Below are 20,928 nucleotides of genomic sequence, written 5' to 3'. Positions count from 1 at the left end.
GTAAGCAAACTGTTCCTTTTGAACAATTTTATATTTTGATAAATCTGTTTCGCCAACATTTGCTTTTGATGGCATAAAAACTTTATCAACGTTTATTCCAAGCAGGTTTTTTATTGTATTGTCTTTGTTTCTGTTATCAACCAATTGAACCAATTCGCTCAAGGGTTGATGGTTGTCAATATGTTTTAGTTTATCCATTGACGAATTACAAATCAATTGCAAATCATCCAAACTTTTTTCGTAGGTTTTTTGATTGGTGAGTAAGCCATTGTAAAGAGCAACAAATTTGCGTTGTTCGTCAATGTCAGGAATGGGCATTTGTATTTCACAAAAACGTTCCCATTCTAAACTTGCTCTTACGCTGCTATCACTAATAAACCAACCGTATCTATCTGATTCAGATCTTTGAAACCACATCATCATATATTCGGGCAGCAACTCATTTTCGTCATTCACTTCGATTACCAAATAAGCTGGGGAAATAATGGCAGGAGAATCTTCTGTATATAAAGCCAAACGGATAGTTTCATCTCTGCCCACTTGCATAGCACTGTATGCAAAATGTCCTTTACGAATGATTTTGTATTTCGATAAATCAACTCCTGAAGTATTGGCAACGGAAGGCATAAAATTCTTGGTAATGTTTATACCCAATAGGTTTGTTACCGCTAAATCTTTGTTGCGGTTGTCCACCAAATGAATAAAATCGCCAATACGCTTATAGTTCTTCATCGCTTTCAAATTCGTTTTCAATTTCTTCTATACTTGGTAAACTGCTTTTCAGATTCTCCGGTAAGGATTTCTTGATTTCGTTTTCCCAGTTAGATATTCCTATTGGATTATTTATGCCTGCCAACGAATATTCTGCAACCACTCTGTCTTTTTCCTTCACCAGTAGCAAGCCAATGGTTTTGTTATCATCCTTGCCACACAAGGCATCGTTCACCACGTTCATGTACATATTCAGTTGACTGATATGCCCGGGTTCCAGCTTGCCGGTTTTTAATTCTATCACTACATAGCATTTTAGCTTGATGTGATAAAAGAGTAGGTCTAGATAAAAATCACTATCGCCCAATTCTAAATGCACTTGCCTGCCTACAAAGGCAAAACCCTGTCCCAATTCCAATAAGAACTTTTGAATATGATCTATGAGTTTTTGTTCTAATTCTCGTTCTTTAATATGGCTTGCATTCCCCAAAAAGTTAAAAATATAAGGGTCTTTAAACGATTGAGTAGCAAAGTCAGAATTCAAAGGAGGTAGCATTTCTGAGAAATTATTCACTGTATTCCCCTCTCTCACATGCAGTTTGCTTTCAATCTGAAACACCAGCATGTCTTTGCCAAAGCCATTTTCTATGGTTTTTTGCGCATACCATAGCCGCAACTCGGGTTCTTTTATTTTATCCAAAAGCGTAATGTTGCTACGCCAAGGAATTTGTGCAACGGTGCGTTGCACTATTGCTAAGTCTGCCCAAGCTTCGGCAAACTTTCGCATGTATTTTAAGTTTCTGGGCGAAAAACCGGTTTCCTCGGGAAAAGCTTCTTTTAAGTCTGCCGATAAGCGGTCAATAACTTTTGCTCCCCAGCCCTCAGCTTCTTGTTTGGTGAGTATCGCTTTGCCAATATGCCAATACATAAGTATCATTCGTTGATTGGCATTTAAAATGGTGGCAAGCTTTTCTTTTTTTATAAATCCTTTGAGTTCGTCCACAAAAGAAACATAGCTGTTGGGCATTTCTTTCTGATGCTCAGCTACAGGAAAAACCACTTTTTCTATTTCCCTTCCAATCTGCTTTCTCTTAGATTTCATACCCCAAGGTTTTAAAAGCGTTGATCAATTGCTCCTGTGATTTTTTTTCTTCATCCAACAGGGTTTTAAAATCCTTTTGTATGCGTTTCATTTCGGTGTCAAAATCAATTTCGCTGTCACGGTCAATAAATTCAATGTATTTGCTTGGCACCAACGAAAAATCGTTTGCCTGTATTTCTTCAAAACTGGCAGAGTAGCAATACTCAGGCACATTTTTGTATGTTTTCTTGTAATCGGTTTGTTGCCAATTGTGGTAGTTCTCAGCTACCTGTCCTATCTCCTCGTCTGTAAGTTCGATAAACTGCTTTTCAAATTCCTGTCCCCAACGCCTTAAATCCATAAACAAAATTTCGGTTGAACGGTCACGGTAGTTTTTCTGTTTGCCATTTATTTCAACTGTTCTTGCTTTTTTGTTTTTATTCAGAATCCAAAGCGTAACGCTGATGTCGGTGGTGTAAAAAGTATCTCTCGGAATAATTACAATAGCTTCCACCAAATTATTTTCAATCAGCTTTCTGCGGATTTTATATTCTTCGCCACCACCACTCAAAGCACCATTTGCCAAGATGAAACCAGCAATTCCGTTTTCGGAAAGTTTGGAAACCATATTCAAAATCCAACCATAATTGGCATTGCTTTTTGGTGGCACATCATAACCCCTCCAACGTGGGTCGTCAATCAGTTCATTTTCGCCTCTCCAATCTTTTTGATTAAAAGGCGGGTTTGCCATTATGTAATCGGCTTTCAGGTCTTTGTGTTGGTCGTCTGCAAAAGTGTCGGCATCTTTCTCACCAAGGTTTGCAGAAATACCTCTGATGGCAAGATTCATCTTTGCCAGTTTGTATGTGGTTTTGGTGTATTCTTGTCCGTAAATGGAAACTTCTTTTTTATTACCGTGGTGTGCTTCAATAAACTTGATAGACTGAACAAACATACCACCCGAACCACAGGCAGGGTCATAAATGATTCCCTTGTATGGTTCAATCATTTCGGCAATAAGGTTTACAATAGTTTTTGGCGTATAGAATTCTCCTTTGCCCTTTCCTTCTGCAATGGCAAACTTTTTAAGGAAGTATTCATAAACACGTCCAACCAAATCTTGCTCTTTGTCTTTAAGTGTGTTAATGCTGTCAATTTCACTAATCAAAGAAGCTAGTTTGGTAATGTCCAATCCCAATCGGGAAAAGTAATTGTCGGGCAAAGCACCTTTCAAAGATTTGTTGTCTTTCTCAATGGTGTGCAGGGCAGTGTCAATGGTTAAGGCAATATCATTTTGTCTTGCCTTTTTTACAATGTAGCTCCAACGTGAAATTTCTTCCAAGAAAAACACATTGTTCATATTGTAGAACTCAGGCATTTCAATGTACTTCTCTTTGCCTTCGGCAATGAGTTTGGCTCGGTGTTCTTCAAACTTGTCGCTGGCAAACTTTAAGAAAATCAGTCCTAAAACAACGTGTTTGTATTCGGCTGGCTCAACGCTTCCTCTCAGTTTATTAGCAGCTTCCCAAAGGGTTACTTCAATCGGTTTTTCTTTTATTTCTTTCTTCTGTCTTTTGGCCATTTATAATTTTTTCTTTAATCAGTTTTCAAATTTCGTTTATTCTGTCCGAGTCCCGAAAGCTTTCGGGAGTATAAAAACAGGCTCTTTTGGTTTTTACTCAGGTCACTTTAATTTTTATCGGTGTTCGTGAATGCTTTGGATTTCATCGTTGGTCCCGATAGCTATCGGGATGTCGGCAAAAACCAAATCCCGCCAAGTCGGGAAAAGTTGTGCTTAAATTTGCGTTGCCTTTTCAGCATATTGTCAAACAGTTTGCTATCCGAATCCTATTTCGATATGTATTTCATATAGCATAAATAGCGCAATTCATTACAGCTATTTCCCCACTACCTAAAACTAAATCTATTTTTTCAAATTCCCTAGATTTCCACAAAGCAAAATCCTCTTCCATCCCCCAAACAAAAAAGCCCCCGATTCCTCGGAGGCTTGATTCATATCTGAAAGCAATCGGTTTACCAGGTAGCTCCTTATCTAAAGAAAAGAAATTAATCACATTACTTAAGTCTTGCTAAACGCCTTTTACTTATTGTTTCATTTATCTTTTTTGATATTCCAAGTTATGCAATTTAAAATTCCACCATCATAGGCTATTTCATTGCTTTCAACTGTTGCAGTAGTCAGTCCTGCAAATATTGATTCTAATTGTTTTACTGCTATGTCATCTTCTTTCATCCCAAAAGTTGGAATGATTACAGTATTTTTCATTTGCAGGTAGTTGATGTAATCGCCATTTACATGGTCTATGCTTTTGTTGTTATACACGTTATAGGGAATTGGGATGTAATCAAGTCCTGTATTGTGAATAGCAATTTCAAAAGCCCGGTAAAATTCTTCCTTTTCTTGTTTATAATCGTTGATGATAACTGTGTGTTCGTCAACAAAACGAACCATCCCATCCGAATGACCTGTAAAGTCCCCTGGTTGTTCCGGAACAAAATAAATTTTATCCACTTGCAACAGTTCATAAAGTTCTTTGATTAACTGCTTGCGTTCAAAAGATGGATTGTCCTTAAAAATACGGTCGGTCATAATAATTTTATTTGTCCAACGCGTTACGTTTCCACCGTCAATAACTATAGCTGTTTTATGTGTATCAATTCCGATGGCTTCACAAATTTCATCAACGTCCGAAATGGTTTTTACATACTTTTTTGTCTGCAAGTAGGGTGGATTGTATACAAAGCGAACAAATTTTTTCAAATCGATTTGGATGGGCATATAATCAACCGCCCAAACGTCTTTGGTATTTGGCAAAAAATCAAAGGGAATGTTGCAGTTCTCTAAAGCACCCTCAAACCTCTTATAAAAGTCTGGATATTTTTTGGGCAATGTATCTGCCAAGTATAAAAAGTTGGTTTGGTGGTCTGTAATCATTTTTTCAATCTTTCTTTCCAAATTTCTTTGAATACTTTGCCGACTTTTAGAAACTCTTCTTCAGTAAATGTGTCCGTTTTAGCATTGTTGCACCAATAACAGGCAAAGGCTAAGTTATCAAAATTGTCATATTCTAATTCAGGTTGCTTTCTTTCAAGTTCAAGTTTTTTGCCTCTTGTTGCAATTCGTTTTGTGGTTAATCGTCCACTATCAAGAAGTTGTTTTATTTCTTGTTCAGTTATATCGCAGTAACAGCATTTTCTTTCGTGAGTTAGATACCATTTATAGAAGTCAGAAAACTCCATCTTTATCTTCTTTCTTGTCCACAAGGTGCGTATTGAGGCAATTGCTAATCTTTCTTCCTTCAACTCCTCATACCACCTTGTCAGTGTAGAGTTTGGTAAGTCAAGTTTTTCAGCTATCGTCTTGTAGTTCAATTGTTCAACGATGCAAAGATTTAAAAATTCTTTTTGTTGATCAGTCATTGCAATTTCGGTTTGTTATTAAAATGTTGGTTAATGGTTTGCATGAAGCAGTACTTTGTATGCTATTTGGAAGAAATAGCTCAATTCATCACACATATTTCCTTACTACCTAAAACTAAACCTATTTTTCCAAATTCCCTAGGTTTACATAAAGCAAAATCCGCTTCCATCCCTCCAACAAAAAGCCCCCGATCCCTCGGAGGCTTCATTCATATCTGAAAGCAATCAGTCGCTTAGCTCATTGGTAAAAACCTTCAAGGTCTGGAAGATCTCAAAGGTTATTTCCCACTTTTCCGCGCATTCAGCGCTTTCCGCGAGCCCAGCTTTGTGTCACCAAAAGCGCTCAGGGGTGAAACTTTTCCAAAGTTTAAAACTTTGGAAAAGTTAACTCAGGAGCCTTTAAGTGCTGAAGGTATGCATAACTAGTTGCGAGGACTATTAGCGAAAACATAGTTCGTATTCCGACCACCTTCTTGTGTTTCCTCCATGATGCCTTTTTCTATAATATACGAATTATTCACCGCATATTTACGGCGAATAGTTTGATTTTTTACCGCATATCTCCAATCCAAATCCTACACCCCCCAAACAAAGAAGCCCCCGATTCCTCGGAGGCTTCATTCATATCTGAGAGCAATCAGTTGCTTAGCTCATTGGTAAAAACCTTCGAGGTCTGAAAGACCTCAAAGGTTATTTCCCCATTTTCTGCGCTTTCCGCGCTTTCCGCGAGCCCTTCTTTGCGTCAGCAAACACATCTGTGTCAATCAGTGCAAATCAATTTTTAAATCTGCGTCAAAACCAACTTTTTTACTTTTCGTAGAGCAAAATATTTAAATCCTTCAATCTTGTAAGATCTTTGTCCGAAGTCATAAATGGGATATTAAGGTAAAGTACAATATTGGTATCAACAAGAATGCTATTTCCACTCATCCCTCATTTCTTTCTGTATTTCTAATGGATCTTCTTTCAAAATTACCGTTCCACAGTATTTATAGGCATCAAATTTCCTTTTACTCTTTACTTTTGAAAGAGCTTTCTCTATCTCTTTTCTGTCTGATCCTTTTTTCAAAACTATAACCATAACATTAAATTACCTTACAATTTAACGATTTCCTATTCAATTTGATTCTTGTCACAGATTTTTTCGATTAAAGCAAAAAAATTAAGACCAGGAAGTGATTAAGTTAAAATTATGCCATTGAAAACAACTAACGAAATAAATTCGATGCTTCCTTTGAATTGCTAAAAATAAACCAAAGCCCTAAAATTTCCAATCCAAATCCTACACTCCCTAAACAAAAAAGCCCCCGATCCCTCGGAGGCTTCCTTCATATCTGAAAGAAATCAGTTGCTTAGCTCATTGGTAAAAACCTTCGAGATCTGAAAGACCTCAAAGGATATTTTCTCTTTCTTTCCGCGCATTCAGCGCTTTCCGCGAGCCCTTCTTTGCGTCAGCAAACACATCTGTGTCAATCTGTGCAAATCACGTATTCAATCTGTGTTTACTAATCTTAGTGCCTTCGTGTCTTTGTGGCATTACCCTTAAGAAAACGGATACTTACCTTTTTCAATCATATAATCGGCAATCTGTCTTCTTAATTCTTTGACATTGACCAATTCAGCTTTGGTGAAGCGCTTTAAGCCCATCAACATCACCTTCTGCTCATCACCTTTGGTAAAGGCTGCAATCGCTTCTTTGGCAGCTGTCTGAATTTTTTCCACAGCTTCAAACAAGTACACCTGCGTCATGGCAATCTGCTGGGCACAAGCTTCCTCTCCTCTCATGGATACCAATTTCTCAGTTCTCAAGATAGCAGACTCAGCGGCATAGATTTCGATCATCACATCAGCCAAATTCATCATCACCTCTTGCTCAGATTCAATCTTGTCTGCCAAAGCCATAGCAGCCTTACCACCGACCATCAAGAATACTTTTTTCAATTTCTTGATCACCTCTTTCTCCGCTGCAAACAACTCAGATGTATCAACTGTATCAAAGCTAGGCACAGATGTCAATTCATTCGCTACAGCCATAGCCGGCTCAAACAGGGCTATTTCACCCTTCATAGCACGCTTCAACAACATACCCACCATCAACATACGGTTGATCTCGTTGGTACCTTCGTAAATTCTGGAAATACGCGCATCTCTGTACGCTCGCTCCATAGGCGCATCGGCAGAATAACCCATACCACCATAGACCTGCACACCCTGATCGACCACATAATCCAAGACTTCGGAACCATGAATTTTGGCAATTGCAGCTTCAATCGCAAATTGCTCCAATGCTTTCAATTTAGCCTCAGTATCGTCCATCCCTTCAGCTGCCAAAGCATTCATTCTATCTTCAATATCCTGACCTGCTCGGTAACACAGCGCTTCACATGCATATACACGTACAGCCATTTCAGCCAACTTCTGCTTAATCGCCCCAAAGGTATTGATCGCAACACCAAACTGCTTACGCTCAGAGGAATACTTAATTGCATAGGAAGCAACTGTTCTACAGCCACCCAATACACCTGCACCTAGCTTAATACGTCCGATATTCAGGATATTCACTGCAATCTTGAAACCGTTTTGACGGTCTGAAAGCATGTTTTCCACAGGAACTTTGCAATCGTTGAAGAATACTTGACGGGTAGAAGATCCTTTGATACCCATCTTTTTTTCTTCTTCATTCATGGTGATGCCACCAAAGCCTTTTTCCACAATAAATGCAGTCAGGTTTTTATCATCCTCAATCTTGGCGAAAACAATGAAGATATCCGCAAATCCTGCATTGGAGATCCACATCTTCTGTCCATTGATGATGTAATGCTTGCCATCTTCCGTCAAGACAGCCTTGGTCTTACCGCTATTCGCATCCGAACCTGCATCCGGCTCAGTCAAACAGTAACAAGCGGCCCATTCACCGGTAGCTAACTTTGGAAGGTACTTGGCTTTTTGCTCTTCATTACCATAATACAAGATTGGCAAGGTACCGATACCCGTATGCGCACCATAAGTTGTAGAGAAGGAACCTGCACCACCGATGATATCGGCAATCAGCATGGAAGTATTGAAACTCATACCCATACCACCAAATTCCTCTGGTACAGAAATTCCCAGTAATCCCAGTTCACCCGCTTTCTTAAAAATAGACGGTACCAATTCAGGATGCTTCATGCTATCGATCTCTTCCACCCGTGGGTGAATTTCCGTATCGATAAAATCCTGACAAGCCTGAGCCATCATTTTCTGCTCTTCATTGAATTCTTCAAAGATGAAGATATCCTGGGCTTCCGTTTCCTTCACCAGAAACTCACCCCCGTTGATTGATTGTTTTGTGATTGTTGACATATTGTTTTTAATTTTTAGATACTTTGTTTGTGAGAGGCGAGAAGCGAGAGACGAGATTTTAGACTCGATTCGAGTAAAGAAAATACGCTTTGTTTTTAAAGAAAACCTTCGAGGTCCGGAAGACCTCAAAGGATATATTCCTAAATTAATTATAAACGCGTCCCAACTCTCGCTTCTCGCTTCTAATCTCTCGCTTCTACTTTAACAGCTCAAATACTCCCGCTACGCCTTGTCCTCCTCCGACGCAGGCAGTCACCATGCCGTACTTCTTGTTTTGTCTGCGGAGTTCGTTGAAGAGTTGCACGGATAACTTGGCACCAGTACATCCCAGTGGGTGACCTAATGCCACGGCACCACCATTGACATTGACGATATCTGGATTCATATCCAAGGATTTCATCACCGCCAAACCCTGAGCCGCAAAGGCCTCATTCAATTCAATCAAATCGATTTTATCCAAGGTCAAACCTGCTTGCTTCAATGCCTTTGGCACTGCTTCCTTCGGACCAATACCCATGATGCGTGGCTCTACACCAGCTACTGAGTAGGACATCATACGTGCAATTGGCTCCAGATTCAATTCTTTCACCAAACGCTCAGACATGACTACCACAAAAGCAGCACCATCGGATGTTTGGGAAGAGTTACCCGCAGTCACCTGACCACCCATTTTAAAGGCTGGCTTCAAATTGGACAAAGCTTCAAATGAGGTACCCGCTCTTGGTCCTTCATCGGTATCCACCGTATATTTCCTCGTTTTTCTTTTTCCTTTTTCGTCCAAGTAGGTTTCTTCAACTTCTACCGGTACGATTTCATCCTTGAATTTACCAGCAGCGATTGCAGCCAAGGCTTTTTCATGACTTCGCACGGAAAACTGATCCGCCTGCTCACGGGTGATATCGTACTCCTTGGCCAATTCCTCTGCTGTCAAACCCATGCTCAAGTAATAATCCGGAGTTTGAGAGGCAATTTTCCAGTTAAGCACGGTCTTGTAGCCCATCATCGGCAACATGGACATGGACTCTGTACCACCGGCGATGATACAATCTGCCATGCCGGCCTTGATTTTTCCTACAGCCAAAGCGATCGCTTCCAAACCCGAACCACAATATCTATTGATGATAAAGCCAGGGTTGTCGATGCCTAAAGCCAAAAGGGAAATCATTCGTCCCATCTGCATGCCTTGTTCCGCTTCCGGAATGGCATTTCCGACGATCAAGTCGTCTACCATTTTCGCCTCTAATCCAGGGATGCTTGCTACTAAGTGTTTGATGACATCTGCTGCCAAGTCATCCGGGCGATAGAATCGAAAGCCTCCTTTTTTGGCCTTTCCCACCGCTGATCTATATCCGTTTATGATGTATGCTTCCATTTTTTGAGTTTCTGTTTTGATTTACTGATTTTTTGAGTTACTCGCTTTTTAAGAGAAGAAGCGAGATGCGAGAGACTAGAGGTTAGACTCGATCCTAGTAGGGATTTGATTCCACGTTAGATTTGAGACCGATAAGCATTTTTTGAATTTCATCTAGATCATGATTGATTGAATTAAATGAATCTTGATCCAAAAGACCTACTCTCCTTGCGATTATAGATTGGGTTTCTAATTCGAAACTTTCACCCAAACTAATATCGAGACAATTAGAAAATGCTTTGGAAGTATTTCGTGCAGTTCCTTCAGCTATGTTAGAGGGAATTGAAACACTCGATCTCCTCATTTGAGATGTCATTCCAAACTTTTCTTCAGAAGGAAACAAAGCAGTAGTTTCATAAACCTTGACAGCCAAATCAACAGCCTTATTCCAAACGTTCAGATTTTTAAAATTATGTCTCAATTTCATAACTGGTCAATTTTTTATAGTTCAACAGTCTTCAATCTCTCGTTTCTAATCTCTCGCTTCTCGCTTCTAAATTCTCGTCTCTCGCTTCTAGTTCCTCAACGGTTTTCCTTTAAACAAAATACTATGTATTCTCTCCAAAGTCTTTTTCTCACCGGTGAGGCTCAAGAAGGCTTCGCGTTCGAGATCGAGCAAGTATTGCTCGCTGACTTCGGTAGCGGAAGAAAGGTCACCACCAGACATTACCCAAGCCAACTTGCGGGCAATCTTGGCATCGTGCTGGGAAATGTAATTGCCGTACAACATGCCTGTAATACCTGCTTCGAACAAGGCTAAAGATGTTTTACCTAAGACTTTGATATTGGTCTGCTGGACAGGCTGCGTATAACCTGCCTCGTATAGGGCCAATACCTTGGCTTTGGCATCTGCCAACACACGTTTTCTATTCAAAGAGATGGAGTCCTTAGCCTGTAAATAGCCTAATCCTTTTGCCTCAGCAGCAGACATAGAAACTTTTGCAGTAGCAATGTTCATGAAGTACTCCTGCAAGCGGTTCAATTCAACATCACCACTTTTCACTTCATTGGAGAATCTCAAGGTCATCTCCTTGGTACCACCACCGGCTGGAATCAATCCAACACCAAATTCAACCAATCCCATATACAATTCTGCATGGGCTTGCACGGCATCTGCATGGAGAGACAATTCACAACCACCACCGAGGGCCATATTGTGAGGAGCTACCACCACAGGTACAGAAGAATAGCGGGCACGCATCATGGTGTTTTGGAAGCCTGCAATCATCAGGTTGATTTCATCAAATTCCTGATCTCCGGCAAACATGAACAACATGGCAAGGTTAGCACCAGCAGAGAAGTTTCCACCCTCATTCCCGATTACCAATCCTTTGTAGGATTTCTCAGCCATGGCAATCGCAGTATTGATTCCCTCGATCACTTCTTGACCGATGGAATTCATCTTGGTATGGAATTCCAAACCAATCACATCATCTCCCATATCATAAATGGTCGATCCTGCATTGCCCCACAATTTCTTATTCGCACCTTTCAAGGTATCCAACAAAATAAATTCATCTGTACCTGGAATTGCTTGGTAGGATTTGGATGGAATGTCGTAATACTTGCGAACACCACCCTCTACCTTGTAGAAAGACTCATGCCCTGCAGCCAACATCTCATGCACCCAAGCAGCCGCTTTTTCACCAGTAGCCTCCATTTTTTCTACTGTATCTTTCACTCCCAAGACATCCCATGTTTCGAAAGGACCTAATTCCCAACCGAAGCCTGCGGATACCGCTTGGTCGATTCTATATAATTCATCTGCGATTTCAGGAATACGATTGGAGCAGTATTTGAATAAATCGTAAAAAGAAGTTCTATAGAATTCCCCTGCTCTATCGTCAAAGTTTACTAGAAACTTGACGCGCTTTTTCAGATCATCTATTTCTTTCGAAGCTTCCAATGCCTTGAACTTTGGCTTTTCTACATCCTTGTATTCAAAAGTTTTCAGATCCAATTCCTTCAACTCCTTACTACCGTCTTTGTGACGGATCATTTTGAAATACCCTTGGCCTGTCTTATCGCCCCACCATTTATTGTCATACAATACCTTGACAATGTTTGGCAATAAAAATTTATCGCGAGACTCATCGTGAGTCAGTGTTTTATATAGGTTATTGGCCACATTGACCGTGGTATCCAAACCAACCACGTCCATGGTACGAAAAGTAGCTGACTTCGCACGACCAATGATGGTACCGGTCAATTTATCCACTTCAGATACACCCATACCCATTTTTTCAATAGCATGCATACCGGAGATGATGGCGTAAACACCAATTCTATTGGCAATAAATGCAGGAGTGTCTTTACATAAAACCGTTTCCTTGCCCAAGAACCGATCCCCATAATCCATTAAGAAATCAACAATTTCAGGGTTGGTCTTTGGACCGGGGATGATCTCTAAGAGACGTAAATACCTTGGAGGATTGAAAAAGTGTGTTCCAACAAAATGTGTCTGAAAATCTTCCGATCTTCCTTCACACATCAGGTGCATGGGAATTCCGGAAGTGTTGGAAGTAATCAATGTTCCTGGCTTGCGGTATTTTTCCACCTTATCAAACAAGGATTTTTTGATATCCAGTCTTTCGACTACGACTTCCATGATCCAGTCATAATCCTTGATTTTGGGAAGATCATCGTCAAAATTACCAGTTGTAATGCGTGAAATAGAAGCAGCATCGTATAAGGATGCAGGCTTGGATTTCAAGGTATTTTCCAAGGCAGTATTGACAGGTCTATTACGAACCTGCTTACTTTCCAAAGTCAATCCTTTTTTCTTCTCATCTTCGGTCGGTTCCGCTGGCACAATATCGAGCAAGAGTACCTGCACGCCAATATTGGCGAAATGACAGGCAATCCTCGATCCCATGACCCCTGAACCCAAAATGGCAACTTTCTTGATTGTTCTTTTCATACAATTTTTTGGTTTTTTAGAGTTCGTACAATTGGTCTTCGTACGTATCCGGGTTTACAGTTTCTGAATTTAGTTGTTCTATGACTTGATTAATTTTCTTGAAAACAGTGAAAAAGGTTTCCAACTCCTCTTCACTCACCAGTTCTCGCACTTGGAGATTGAAATCTTTGATCGTCCCTACGGAGATTTCTTTTTTGCGCTTGCCCTCGGCAGTGAGATAGATTCGAACACTGCGCTTATCTTGGGCATCTGCTTTTCTATAGATAAATCCTTTTTCCTCCATGCTTTTGAGCATACGAGTAAGGCTTCTTGCTTCCAATCCCATGAGAGGCGCAATTTTTGTCGCCGGCGTGCCCTCTTTAGAATTTATATTGATCAGTACAAAACCAATAGCTGTAGTGAAGTCTTCCAGTACCGCTTTTTGGTTGTACATCCGAGAGATCGCATGCCAAGCGCTCTTGATATGATAGTCTACTGTCTCTTCTCTCTTCATTGGCATAATAATTAGTACGCCCAATTTAAGAAAAAGATTGTATGCATGCATACTATTTTTAAAAAAAAGTTATGCATGCAGAGTAAATTTAAAAATTGAGATAACAGAGATTTTAAAAATTTTATTTCAAATATGGATGGTTTCTCGCAGATTTAGGAGATATATTCAGATTTAGCGCTGATTTTATGGAATAATATTTTGGAAAGTATTTTAGATTTTAGACGGTAGATTTTAAATTTAACTGTCGGAGATTTTCAATTCCCACAAACAAATCTACTATTGATCTAAGAAAAATCTGAATTTACCAGGAATGCGGTAAACCGTTGTAAGCATTGAGTCAACCCAGGAAGAAATTAGGAAAAATTAGGAATTGATAATGTGGAATTATGAATGAAACATTGCGGATGTGGCGGTAAACCGTTGCGCAGGCTGAGTGAAATTTTCTCGCTACTCTAAAAAATGTCGAATGGGAAAAAAAGAAAAATTATTTGTGTCATTCGTGCTATTCGTGGACAACCAAACCTTCGAGGTCCAAAGGACCTCAAAGATTATTTACCCTATTTTCAGCGGATTCATCGCCTTCTTCGAGAATCAAGAATACAATTCCTCGATTTCCTTTGCAAATTTTGTATGTACTACTTTTCGCTTCAATTTCATCGTAGGTGTCAATTCACCCGTCTCAATACCCCACTGAGTGTTTAATACCTTGAATCGCTTGACTTGCTCCCACTTACCGAAATACTTATTCAAGTTATCCATCTCCTTTTGGAATTTTTCGATAATTTCCGGCTTGGCCAACATCTCTGCATCGGTGGTGTAAGGAATATCCTTATGCTTACACCAATCAGCTAAACCTGTCAAACTAGGAACTATCAAAGCAGCAGGATAATTTTTATTTTCACCCACTACAATAATCTGTTCAATCAAAGGGGATTCTTTAAACTTATTCTCCATTGGCTGTGGAGCGATGTATTTACCTCCGGAAGTCTTGAACATCTCTTTCTTACGATCGGTGATTTTCAGGTAATGTTTTTCATGCAACTCACCTATATCTCCAGTATGAAACCATCCATCTGCATCAATTACTTCAGCTGTCAAATCCGGTTGTTTGTAATAACCTTGCATGACATTGGGACCTTTTACCAGTACCTCACCGTCCTCTGCAATTTTGACTTCTACATCTTTTACTATCTTGCCAACCATCCCAATACGGATATCCTGAAGATTGCAGACAGATGCAGAAACTACTGGAGAGGTTTCAGTCAAGCCATAACCTTCACAAACAGGTATCTGTGCTGACCAAAATACTCTAGCCAATCTCGCCTGCAGAGCAGATGCACCGGAATTAATCTGCATAATATTTCCACCTAAGGCTTCTCTCCATTTACTGAAGATGATTTTGTTGGCTAATTTTAATTGGAAATTATACCAAGCACCTTGATTTTTGGTTGGCTCATATTTCAAACCCAAATTCAATGCCCAGAAGAATAGAGACTTTTTAACACCAGTTAATTCATAGCCTTTGGAAACAATTTTATCATATACTTTTTCCAACAACCGTGGAACAGTATTGAAAATATGTGGCTGAATTTCTTTTAGATTATCCCCAATGGTTTCCATGCTTTCTGCATAGTAAATAGAGATTCCCATATACATGAAGCAAAAAGAACCTGTACGCTCATAAATATGGCAAAGGGGAAGGAAACTTAAGGCTTTACTAATTCCTTTTTCAGCTACAATCCTATCCTCAACAGCAAACAAATTATGAATGACATTTCCATGGGTCAACATAACTCCTTTGGGACGACCAGTGGTACCAGAAGTATAGATGATGGTAAACAAATCAGACATGCTGACTTTTTCTTTCTTTTCATCAAGCAAGGCCACATCACCCGACTCACCCTTAGCCATAAAATCTTCCCAATATTCACACCCATCTATTTTATCAAATGAGATAATTTGAATATCCATACCCTTGGAACCTTCCACAGCTTTGCCATAGATTTCGGCATCCCCAACAAAAGCTTTTTTTACACCTGCATGTTCAAAGATGTACTTATAGTCATCAGCTGATATAGTTGGATACATAGGAACAGATATCGCACCAATCTGCTGCAATGCAAGATCGATGAAGTTCCATTCAGGTCTGTTATTGGAAATGATCGCTACTTTATCATCTTTATCGATGCCTGTAGACAGAAATGCCAAACTTAAATTGTCGACAATTTCTTTGAGTTTTCTGGAAGAGTAAGTAACCCATTGCCCGTTTAATTTTTGAGCAAGTGCTACATCTTTATCGTATGTGGCAATCTGATGGGGAATTAAGTCAAATAGTCTATTGATTTGCATGGTTCTTTGGGTTTAATAGCCGTTGAAAATAAATAAAACCTTTTATGATTGCAACAAGGAAGCAAATACTTTACCCACATCGTATTAATAAGATCAGTTTAATTTTTTAAAAAGTTTTTATTGTCTCTATTATGCTGTGGATTTGTGGAGAAATAAATCGACTTTATTTCTTCACATAATTGTAGTACCTTTTTCAGCTCTTATCCACTTGTTATCCACTTAATTAATTTATGTAAAGCTTTGATTGATAGGACAGTTTTGTTTTAAGGTATTTTGTATGTGTGTAAGAGATTCTAGGTAACTGTCTATAACTCCCTGTGTGCGTAATTGTGGATTACTGTGTATGATTTGGTGGTTATCCCCTCTTTCTATTGTCCTTCTCTTTTATTGAATCTATGGTGGGGAAAAATGCTTACTTGTCCCCAAGATAAAAGCTGATTATCCACATCGTTTCACCTAGTTGTCTACAGAAATTTATGATTTTAGAAGGTAGATGTTAGATTTTGTTCTCGCAGAAGACACTGAACACACGAAATAAGTAAAAAAGGTTAGTTTAGTTTGTATATCTGTGGACGACTATCCTTTATAAAGTGGCAGTGCTTTTTAGACTGTTATACTATCAGTTAATCTTGAATTACTTAATCAACTAATCACTTTATCACTAATTACTAACTTTGCTTTTCACTCTCCTTCTTCCTCGATTTCTTCTGTTTTACCTTCATTTTCTTCACCCTCTTCCGAAACTTCCTCCTCTGTCTTTGTTACTTTACCTAGACCTACCTCTCTTGTGGGTTCTATAGGAAGGTCAAGTTCCCATCCTGCTTTAATCATGATTTCCAATGGTTTTTCTGGATCCGGGGATTTCATGTAATATACAGGTTCGGCTTGTCTACCTTCTAGGTAATTGGAAGTATCCCAACGTCTATTTTTATTTCTATCTATGATAGCTCTTATATTATAAGTACCTGCTTCTATTTGATTAAAAGTGGTCTTATTGGTTTCTTCCAAATAACGCTCATGTATGACCTCTCCTCTGGTACTCAAAATTTGAAGGATAATAGGTAATTCATCTGTTTTAACAGTAATGGTAAATCCGTCAGCCAATATATCAGGTTTTACTTTTCGGAAGTTAATGGTCAATTCCTTGTCATTGGTCATCCCATCAATATCAAAAAAGGTTGAATCCTTGGCTATTAAGCGGAAATTTTCTACTGCCATGGTGTCAACAGGTGTGTATCTGATCAGTAATTTTCTTCTAGTTAGGCTATCTTGAAATGACAGCATACTTGCATCTATTGGTATGACAGATGCTGAATCATATGCTAAATACAAGGAATCAAACTTTACCTGCAATAAGGGCTTGTTAAAGTTAAACTCTCCCTGCATAGTACGTATGAATGGTCTGTTGCCGGTTGTTACTTCTAACTTTTCCTTTGTCCGATCACTTTCTACAAATTTTGCGTAGAATGTCGTATCAATACTAAATCCAACTGAATCCTTTACTATTAATCGGATGGCTGTACTATCATTCGCATGCTTTTTAGAATAAAATCGTAGATTCTTTTCATTCAATCTATAATAGATATCTTGGTTTAAATCTGGATGCTCTACAATTAATTCAGCTGGGTTTTTACTGAGTACTACATCAAAATTTGATCCTGTACTGCTTGCTCGGTTGATTTTTAATTCGGATAAGTCAGCTAAACTTAAGTAAAACTGTGCTCCTGATATATCTTTATCCAAGACCAAGGTATCCAAGATAAATCCATAAGGTTCTGTTTTATCCTCTGCTTTCAATGTATTATTTCCATCAAACCAAGCATAGGTAAAATACTTACCGCCTTTAAGATTGGTGAATTGAAAGTTTCCTGAACTGTCTGTTTGGATCGTATAGTATGGAGGAGCTGTTAATACGTTGGTGGTATCTGTAACCTCATATAGGCCTACTAGTACGTCCTTAATATTTTTATCTTTTTGAGGAAAGATGTACTTGACATTACCGCTAAATCGTAAGCTGTCAATATCAGGACCTGTTGAGAAGACAAGTTTGAGATTTTCCGGTGTGTTTTTTTCTGTGATGTCCTGAATAGATTTCTGAAAGTTGAATACATAGGTTGTATTCTCTTCTAAGTCTTGATTGAGTTTAATGGTCACTGTTCTCTTATTAGCAACGACTTCCATCTCATCTTTGTCAATTCTTGGAGTAATCAGAATATTTTTGTTTGGATTGTCAACCGCAATAAATTCATTGAATACCAGTTCTATGATGCTTGGATTGACATTTCTACTTTCATTTTCTGGATTCATAGAAAGTAATACAGGTGGTTCTTCATCTTTGGGACCGCCCATAGGTGTACTTTGTTTTGCACATGACAAAACTATTAAAAACAATAAAACTGATAAAATTGAAACTATTAATCTCATTTTTTCTTTAAAATGAATAAAATGCTTGAGTAATTACCATTAGTTGTTTTTGCCCATTTATTGGAGCGATATCCATTGATAAAGCCATTCCAAAGGCTTTTGATAGCTGATTCACCTTTTATTTTTTCTGATAACATGGACACATAAAAGCTATCAAAAATCATAGGTTGTTGGGATACAAGTTCTAGATTGAATTCTTCGATAAAGGTTCCAAAACTTTCTTGATTGAAATGGTACAAATGCCTTGGAACATCCCAAGCAGCCCACTTATCTTGATAGTGTTTGGCATCCCAAGAGTCTCTATTAGGTACTCCAATTACCAAATAACCATTTTTCTTTAACAGGTTGATGATAGATTTAGTGTTTTTCCGAAGGTCATGAATATGTTCCAATACGTGAAAGAGGGTGATGCAATTATAGGAATTTGTTGGAAGTTTTTCCAATTTTTTATAAACAGTCAATCCTTTCTTTTTAGCAATCTTTCTCGCAGTTTTTCCAGGTTCCATTCCTGTTCCATTCCAACCTTTTTTTTCTGCTGCTTTTAGTAAGTATCCTGTTCCGCATCCAATATCCAATAATTCTCCTTTAGCTGGTACAAGTGAATTTAATAAAGCTACTTTTTTATGGATGGTATAAGTCCGTACAAGTTTGTAGAGGATATCTGTAATACTCTTTGTTTGATCCTGATGGGATATGTAGTTTTTGGATTGATAATACCTATCAGAATCTTCTTTGGAAGGTCTTGGATTGGTGAATATCAATTTACAGGATGCACATTCACAAAGGATAAAAGATTCCTGGGAAATGCTGTGGTCTTTTATTTCTTTATGATTAAGAAAAAGCCCACTCTTGCAAAGCGGGCATTTATTTAATCGTTCTAAACTCATTATCTACCTAAGTATACGGTCAAAATAGAAAGGTCTGCTGGAGATACTCCCGATATTCGGGATGCTTGTCCCAAGGTTTCGGGTTTGATTTTGTGCAATTTTTGTTTGCCTTCAGCAGATAGTGCAGGAATCTTCATATAGTCAAATTGTAATGGAATACGGAAGTTTTCCATGTTGTTCAATTTGTCGACCATTTGTTGTTCCTTTTCAATGTAGCTATCATATTTGATTTGTACTTCAGCTTGTTCGAGTACTTCTTTGGAGTATTTGCTTAAGTATGTATTCAGATCAGGATGTAAGCTTTTTAATTCCTGCATTCCAATTTGTGGACGCTTCAGAAGTTTCTCTGCTGTGATCTTTTCTTTCAGACTTGCTGATCCAATTTCTTCCAATCCAAGATTGACCTCATCTGGGGATACTCTTTTTTGTTGGAGATCGTTGATCAGTTTGGCGGTTTCTGATTTTTTGTGAAGCATTTTTTGATAACGAACTTCATCAGCTAAACCTATTTTATAACCATGTTCAGTTAATCTTAAATCCGCATTGTCTTGTCTCAATAGCAGCCTGAATTCTGCACGGGAAGTAAACATACGATAAGGCTCTTCAGTCCCTTTATTAATCAAGTCATCAATCAATACGCCTATGTAGGCATCTGATCTTTTGAGAATAAATGGTTCTTCTTCTTTTACTTTAAGTGCTGCATTGATACCAGCTATCAGTCCCTGAGATGCTGCTTCTTCATAACCCGTAGTTCCATTGATCTGACCTGCAAAGAATAGGTTTTCGATAAGTTGGGTTTCTAGGGTTAGTTTTAATTGTGTTGGCGGGAAGAAATCGTATTCAATAGCATATCCTGGCCTGAACATTTTAGCATTTTCAAAACCCGTTATTTGTCTAAGCGCTTTGTATTGTACATCTTCTGGAAGGGAGGTAGAAAAACCATTAACATAGATTTCTACGGTGTTCCATCCTTCAGGCTCCACAAATATTTGATGTCTTTCTCGCTCTGCAAAGCGGTTGATTTTATCTTCAATTGATGGACAATATCTTGGACCAAGTCCTTGAATTCTTCCATTAAACATAGGGGATCTATCAAATCCAGTCTCTAATGTTTCGTGTACTGTTTTATTGGTATAGGTTATCCAGCAATTATGTTGATGGGTTAATGGTTTGGTCTCATCAGAGTATGAAAATTTTTCAGGATTTTCATCTCCGTATTGGATTTCCATTTTGGAGTAATCCAAGCTTCTTCCATCTACACGTGGCGGAGTACCTGTTTTCATTCGACCTGCTTCGAAACCTAATTGTACCAATTGTTCGGTGATTCCTTTAGCAGCAGACTCTCCTGTCCTACCTCCTCCAAATTGTTTTTCACCTATATGTATCAATCCATTGAGGAATGTTCCATTGGTTAATACAACAGATTTACCTTCTATTTCTATTTCTATTCCTGTACGAACACCGGTAACTCTACCATCCTTGACTACTAAGCCTGCAATCATTTCTTGCCAGAAGTCCACATTAGGTGTTTGCTCTAGTGCCAATCTCCATTCTTCAGCAAATCTCATGCGGTCATTTTGACTACGAGGAGACCACATAGCAGGACCTTTGGATCGATTCAACATTCTAAATTGAATCATGGATTTATCCGATATGATACCCGACATTCCACCCAAAGCATCTATTTCACGCACGATCTGTCCTTTGGCAACCCCTCCCATAGCTGGGTTACAAGACATTTGTGCGATGGTATTCATATTCATGGTACACAGAAGTACCTTTGCTCCCATCTTTGCAGCGGCATGTGCAGCTTCACAACCTGCATGCCCTGCTCCAACTACAATCACATCATATTGTGGAAACATAGTT

The 20,928-nt window shown here is 38.8% G+C and carries 15 protein-coding genes and 1 pseudogene; all 16 read right to left on the bottom strand.

Annotated features, from left to right (window positions below; genetic code table 11):
- Positions 1-732: pseudogene (locus ACXIUD_RS10860) on the bottom strand (restriction endonuclease subunit S); the annotation flags it as partial.
- Positions 719-1,813 carry a PDDEXK nuclease domain-containing protein gene (locus ACXIUD_RS10855; protein ID WP_458052660.1) on the bottom strand — a complete coding sequence of 365 codons (1,095 nt, stop codon included), beginning with the start codon at positions 1,811-1,813 and terminating at the stop codon, positions 719-721. The pseudogene ACXIUD_RS10860 and the gene ACXIUD_RS10855, both read right to left, overlap by 14 nt.
- On the bottom strand, positions 1,803-3,374 hold the full coding sequence (locus ACXIUD_RS10850; protein WP_458052659.1) for an N-6 DNA methylase: 1,572 nt from the start codon (positions 3,372-3,374) through the stop codon (positions 1,803-1,805). The genes ACXIUD_RS10855 and ACXIUD_RS10850 overlap by 11 nt, the downstream gene beginning before the upstream one ends.
- Positions 3,375-3,657: 283 nt before the next feature.
- Positions 3,658-3,867 carry a hypothetical protein gene (locus ACXIUD_RS10845; protein ID WP_458052658.1) on the bottom strand — a complete coding sequence of 70 codons (210 nt, stop codon included), beginning with the start codon at positions 3,865-3,867 and terminating at the stop codon, positions 3,658-3,660.
- 38 nt (positions 3,868-3,905) lie between these two features.
- Positions 3,906-4,715: an agmatine deiminase family protein gene (locus ACXIUD_RS10840; protein WP_458052657.1), complete on the bottom strand. Its 810-nt coding sequence runs from the start codon at positions 4,713-4,715 to the stop codon at positions 3,906-3,908.
- A gap of 29 nt (positions 4,716-4,744) precedes the next feature.
- Positions 4,745-5,233: a hypothetical protein gene (locus tag ACXIUD_RS10835; RefSeq protein ID WP_458052656.1), complete on the bottom strand. Its 489-nt coding sequence runs from the start codon at positions 5,231-5,233 to the stop codon at positions 4,745-4,747.
- 916 nt (positions 5,234-6,149) lie between these two features.
- Positions 6,150-6,314: a hypothetical protein gene (locus tag ACXIUD_RS10830; RefSeq protein WP_458052655.1), complete on the bottom strand. Its 165-nt coding sequence runs from the start codon at positions 6,312-6,314 to the stop codon at positions 6,150-6,152.
- Positions 6,315-6,775: 461 nt separating this feature from the next.
- Positions 6,776-8,575, bottom strand: coding sequence for an acyl-CoA dehydrogenase family protein (locus ACXIUD_RS10825; protein ID WP_458052654.1), 1,800 nt, complete (start codon positions 8,573-8,575; stop codon positions 6,776-6,778).
- Positions 8,576-8,771: 196 nt separating this feature from the next.
- Positions 8,772-9,947, bottom strand: coding sequence for a thiolase family protein (locus tag ACXIUD_RS10820; RefSeq protein ID WP_458052653.1), 1,176 nt, complete (start codon positions 9,945-9,947; stop codon positions 8,772-8,774).
- A 94-nt stretch (positions 9,948-10,041) separates the two neighbouring features.
- Positions 10,042-10,413, bottom strand: a complete 372-nt coding sequence (locus ACXIUD_RS10815) for a four helix bundle protein (RefSeq protein ID WP_458052652.1) — start codon at positions 10,411-10,413, stop codon at positions 10,042-10,044.
- An 87-nt stretch (positions 10,414-10,500) separates the two neighbouring features.
- The gene (locus ACXIUD_RS10810; protein WP_458052651.1) at positions 10,501-12,906 is read right to left on the bottom strand and encodes a 3-hydroxyacyl-CoA dehydrogenase NAD-binding domain-containing protein; all 2,406 of its coding nucleotides are present in this window, start codon (positions 12,904-12,906) and stop codon (positions 10,501-10,503) included.
- Positions 12,907-12,922: 16 nt separating this feature from the next.
- Entirely contained in the window at positions 12,923-13,399 is a 477-nt protein-coding gene (locus ACXIUD_RS10805; RefSeq protein ID WP_458052650.1) for a MarR family winged helix-turn-helix transcriptional regulator, read from the bottom strand.
- 591 nt (positions 13,400-13,990) lie between these two features.
- The gene (locus tag ACXIUD_RS10800; protein WP_458052649.1) at positions 13,991-15,748 is read right to left on the bottom strand and encodes an AMP-dependent synthetase/ligase; all 1,758 of its coding nucleotides are present in this window, start codon (positions 15,746-15,748) and stop codon (positions 13,991-13,993) included.
- A gap of 681 nt (positions 15,749-16,429) precedes the next feature.
- Positions 16,430-18,097: an Ig-like domain-containing domain gene (locus ACXIUD_RS10795; protein ID WP_458052648.1), complete on the bottom strand. Its 1,668-nt coding sequence runs from the start codon at positions 18,095-18,097 to the stop codon at positions 16,430-16,432.
- 71 nt (positions 18,098-18,168) lie between these two features.
- The gene (locus ACXIUD_RS10790) at positions 18,169-19,059 is read right to left on the bottom strand and encodes a class I SAM-dependent methyltransferase (protein ID WP_458052647.1); all 891 of its coding nucleotides are present in this window, start codon (positions 19,057-19,059) and stop codon (positions 18,169-18,171) included.
- Positions 19,059-20,924 carry a tRNA uridine-5-carboxymethylaminomethyl(34) synthesis enzyme MnmG gene (gene mnmG, locus ACXIUD_RS10785; protein WP_458052646.1) on the bottom strand — a complete coding sequence of 622 codons (1,866 nt, stop codon included), beginning with the start codon at positions 20,922-20,924 and terminating at the stop codon, positions 19,059-19,061. The genes ACXIUD_RS10790 and mnmG overlap by 1 nt, the downstream gene beginning before the upstream one ends.
- Positions 20,925-20,928: the final 4 nt, after the last annotated feature.

The organism is Mongoliitalea sp. (genome assembly GCF_054166905.1).
This window is presented reverse-complemented; position numbering and strand designations above follow the sequence as displayed.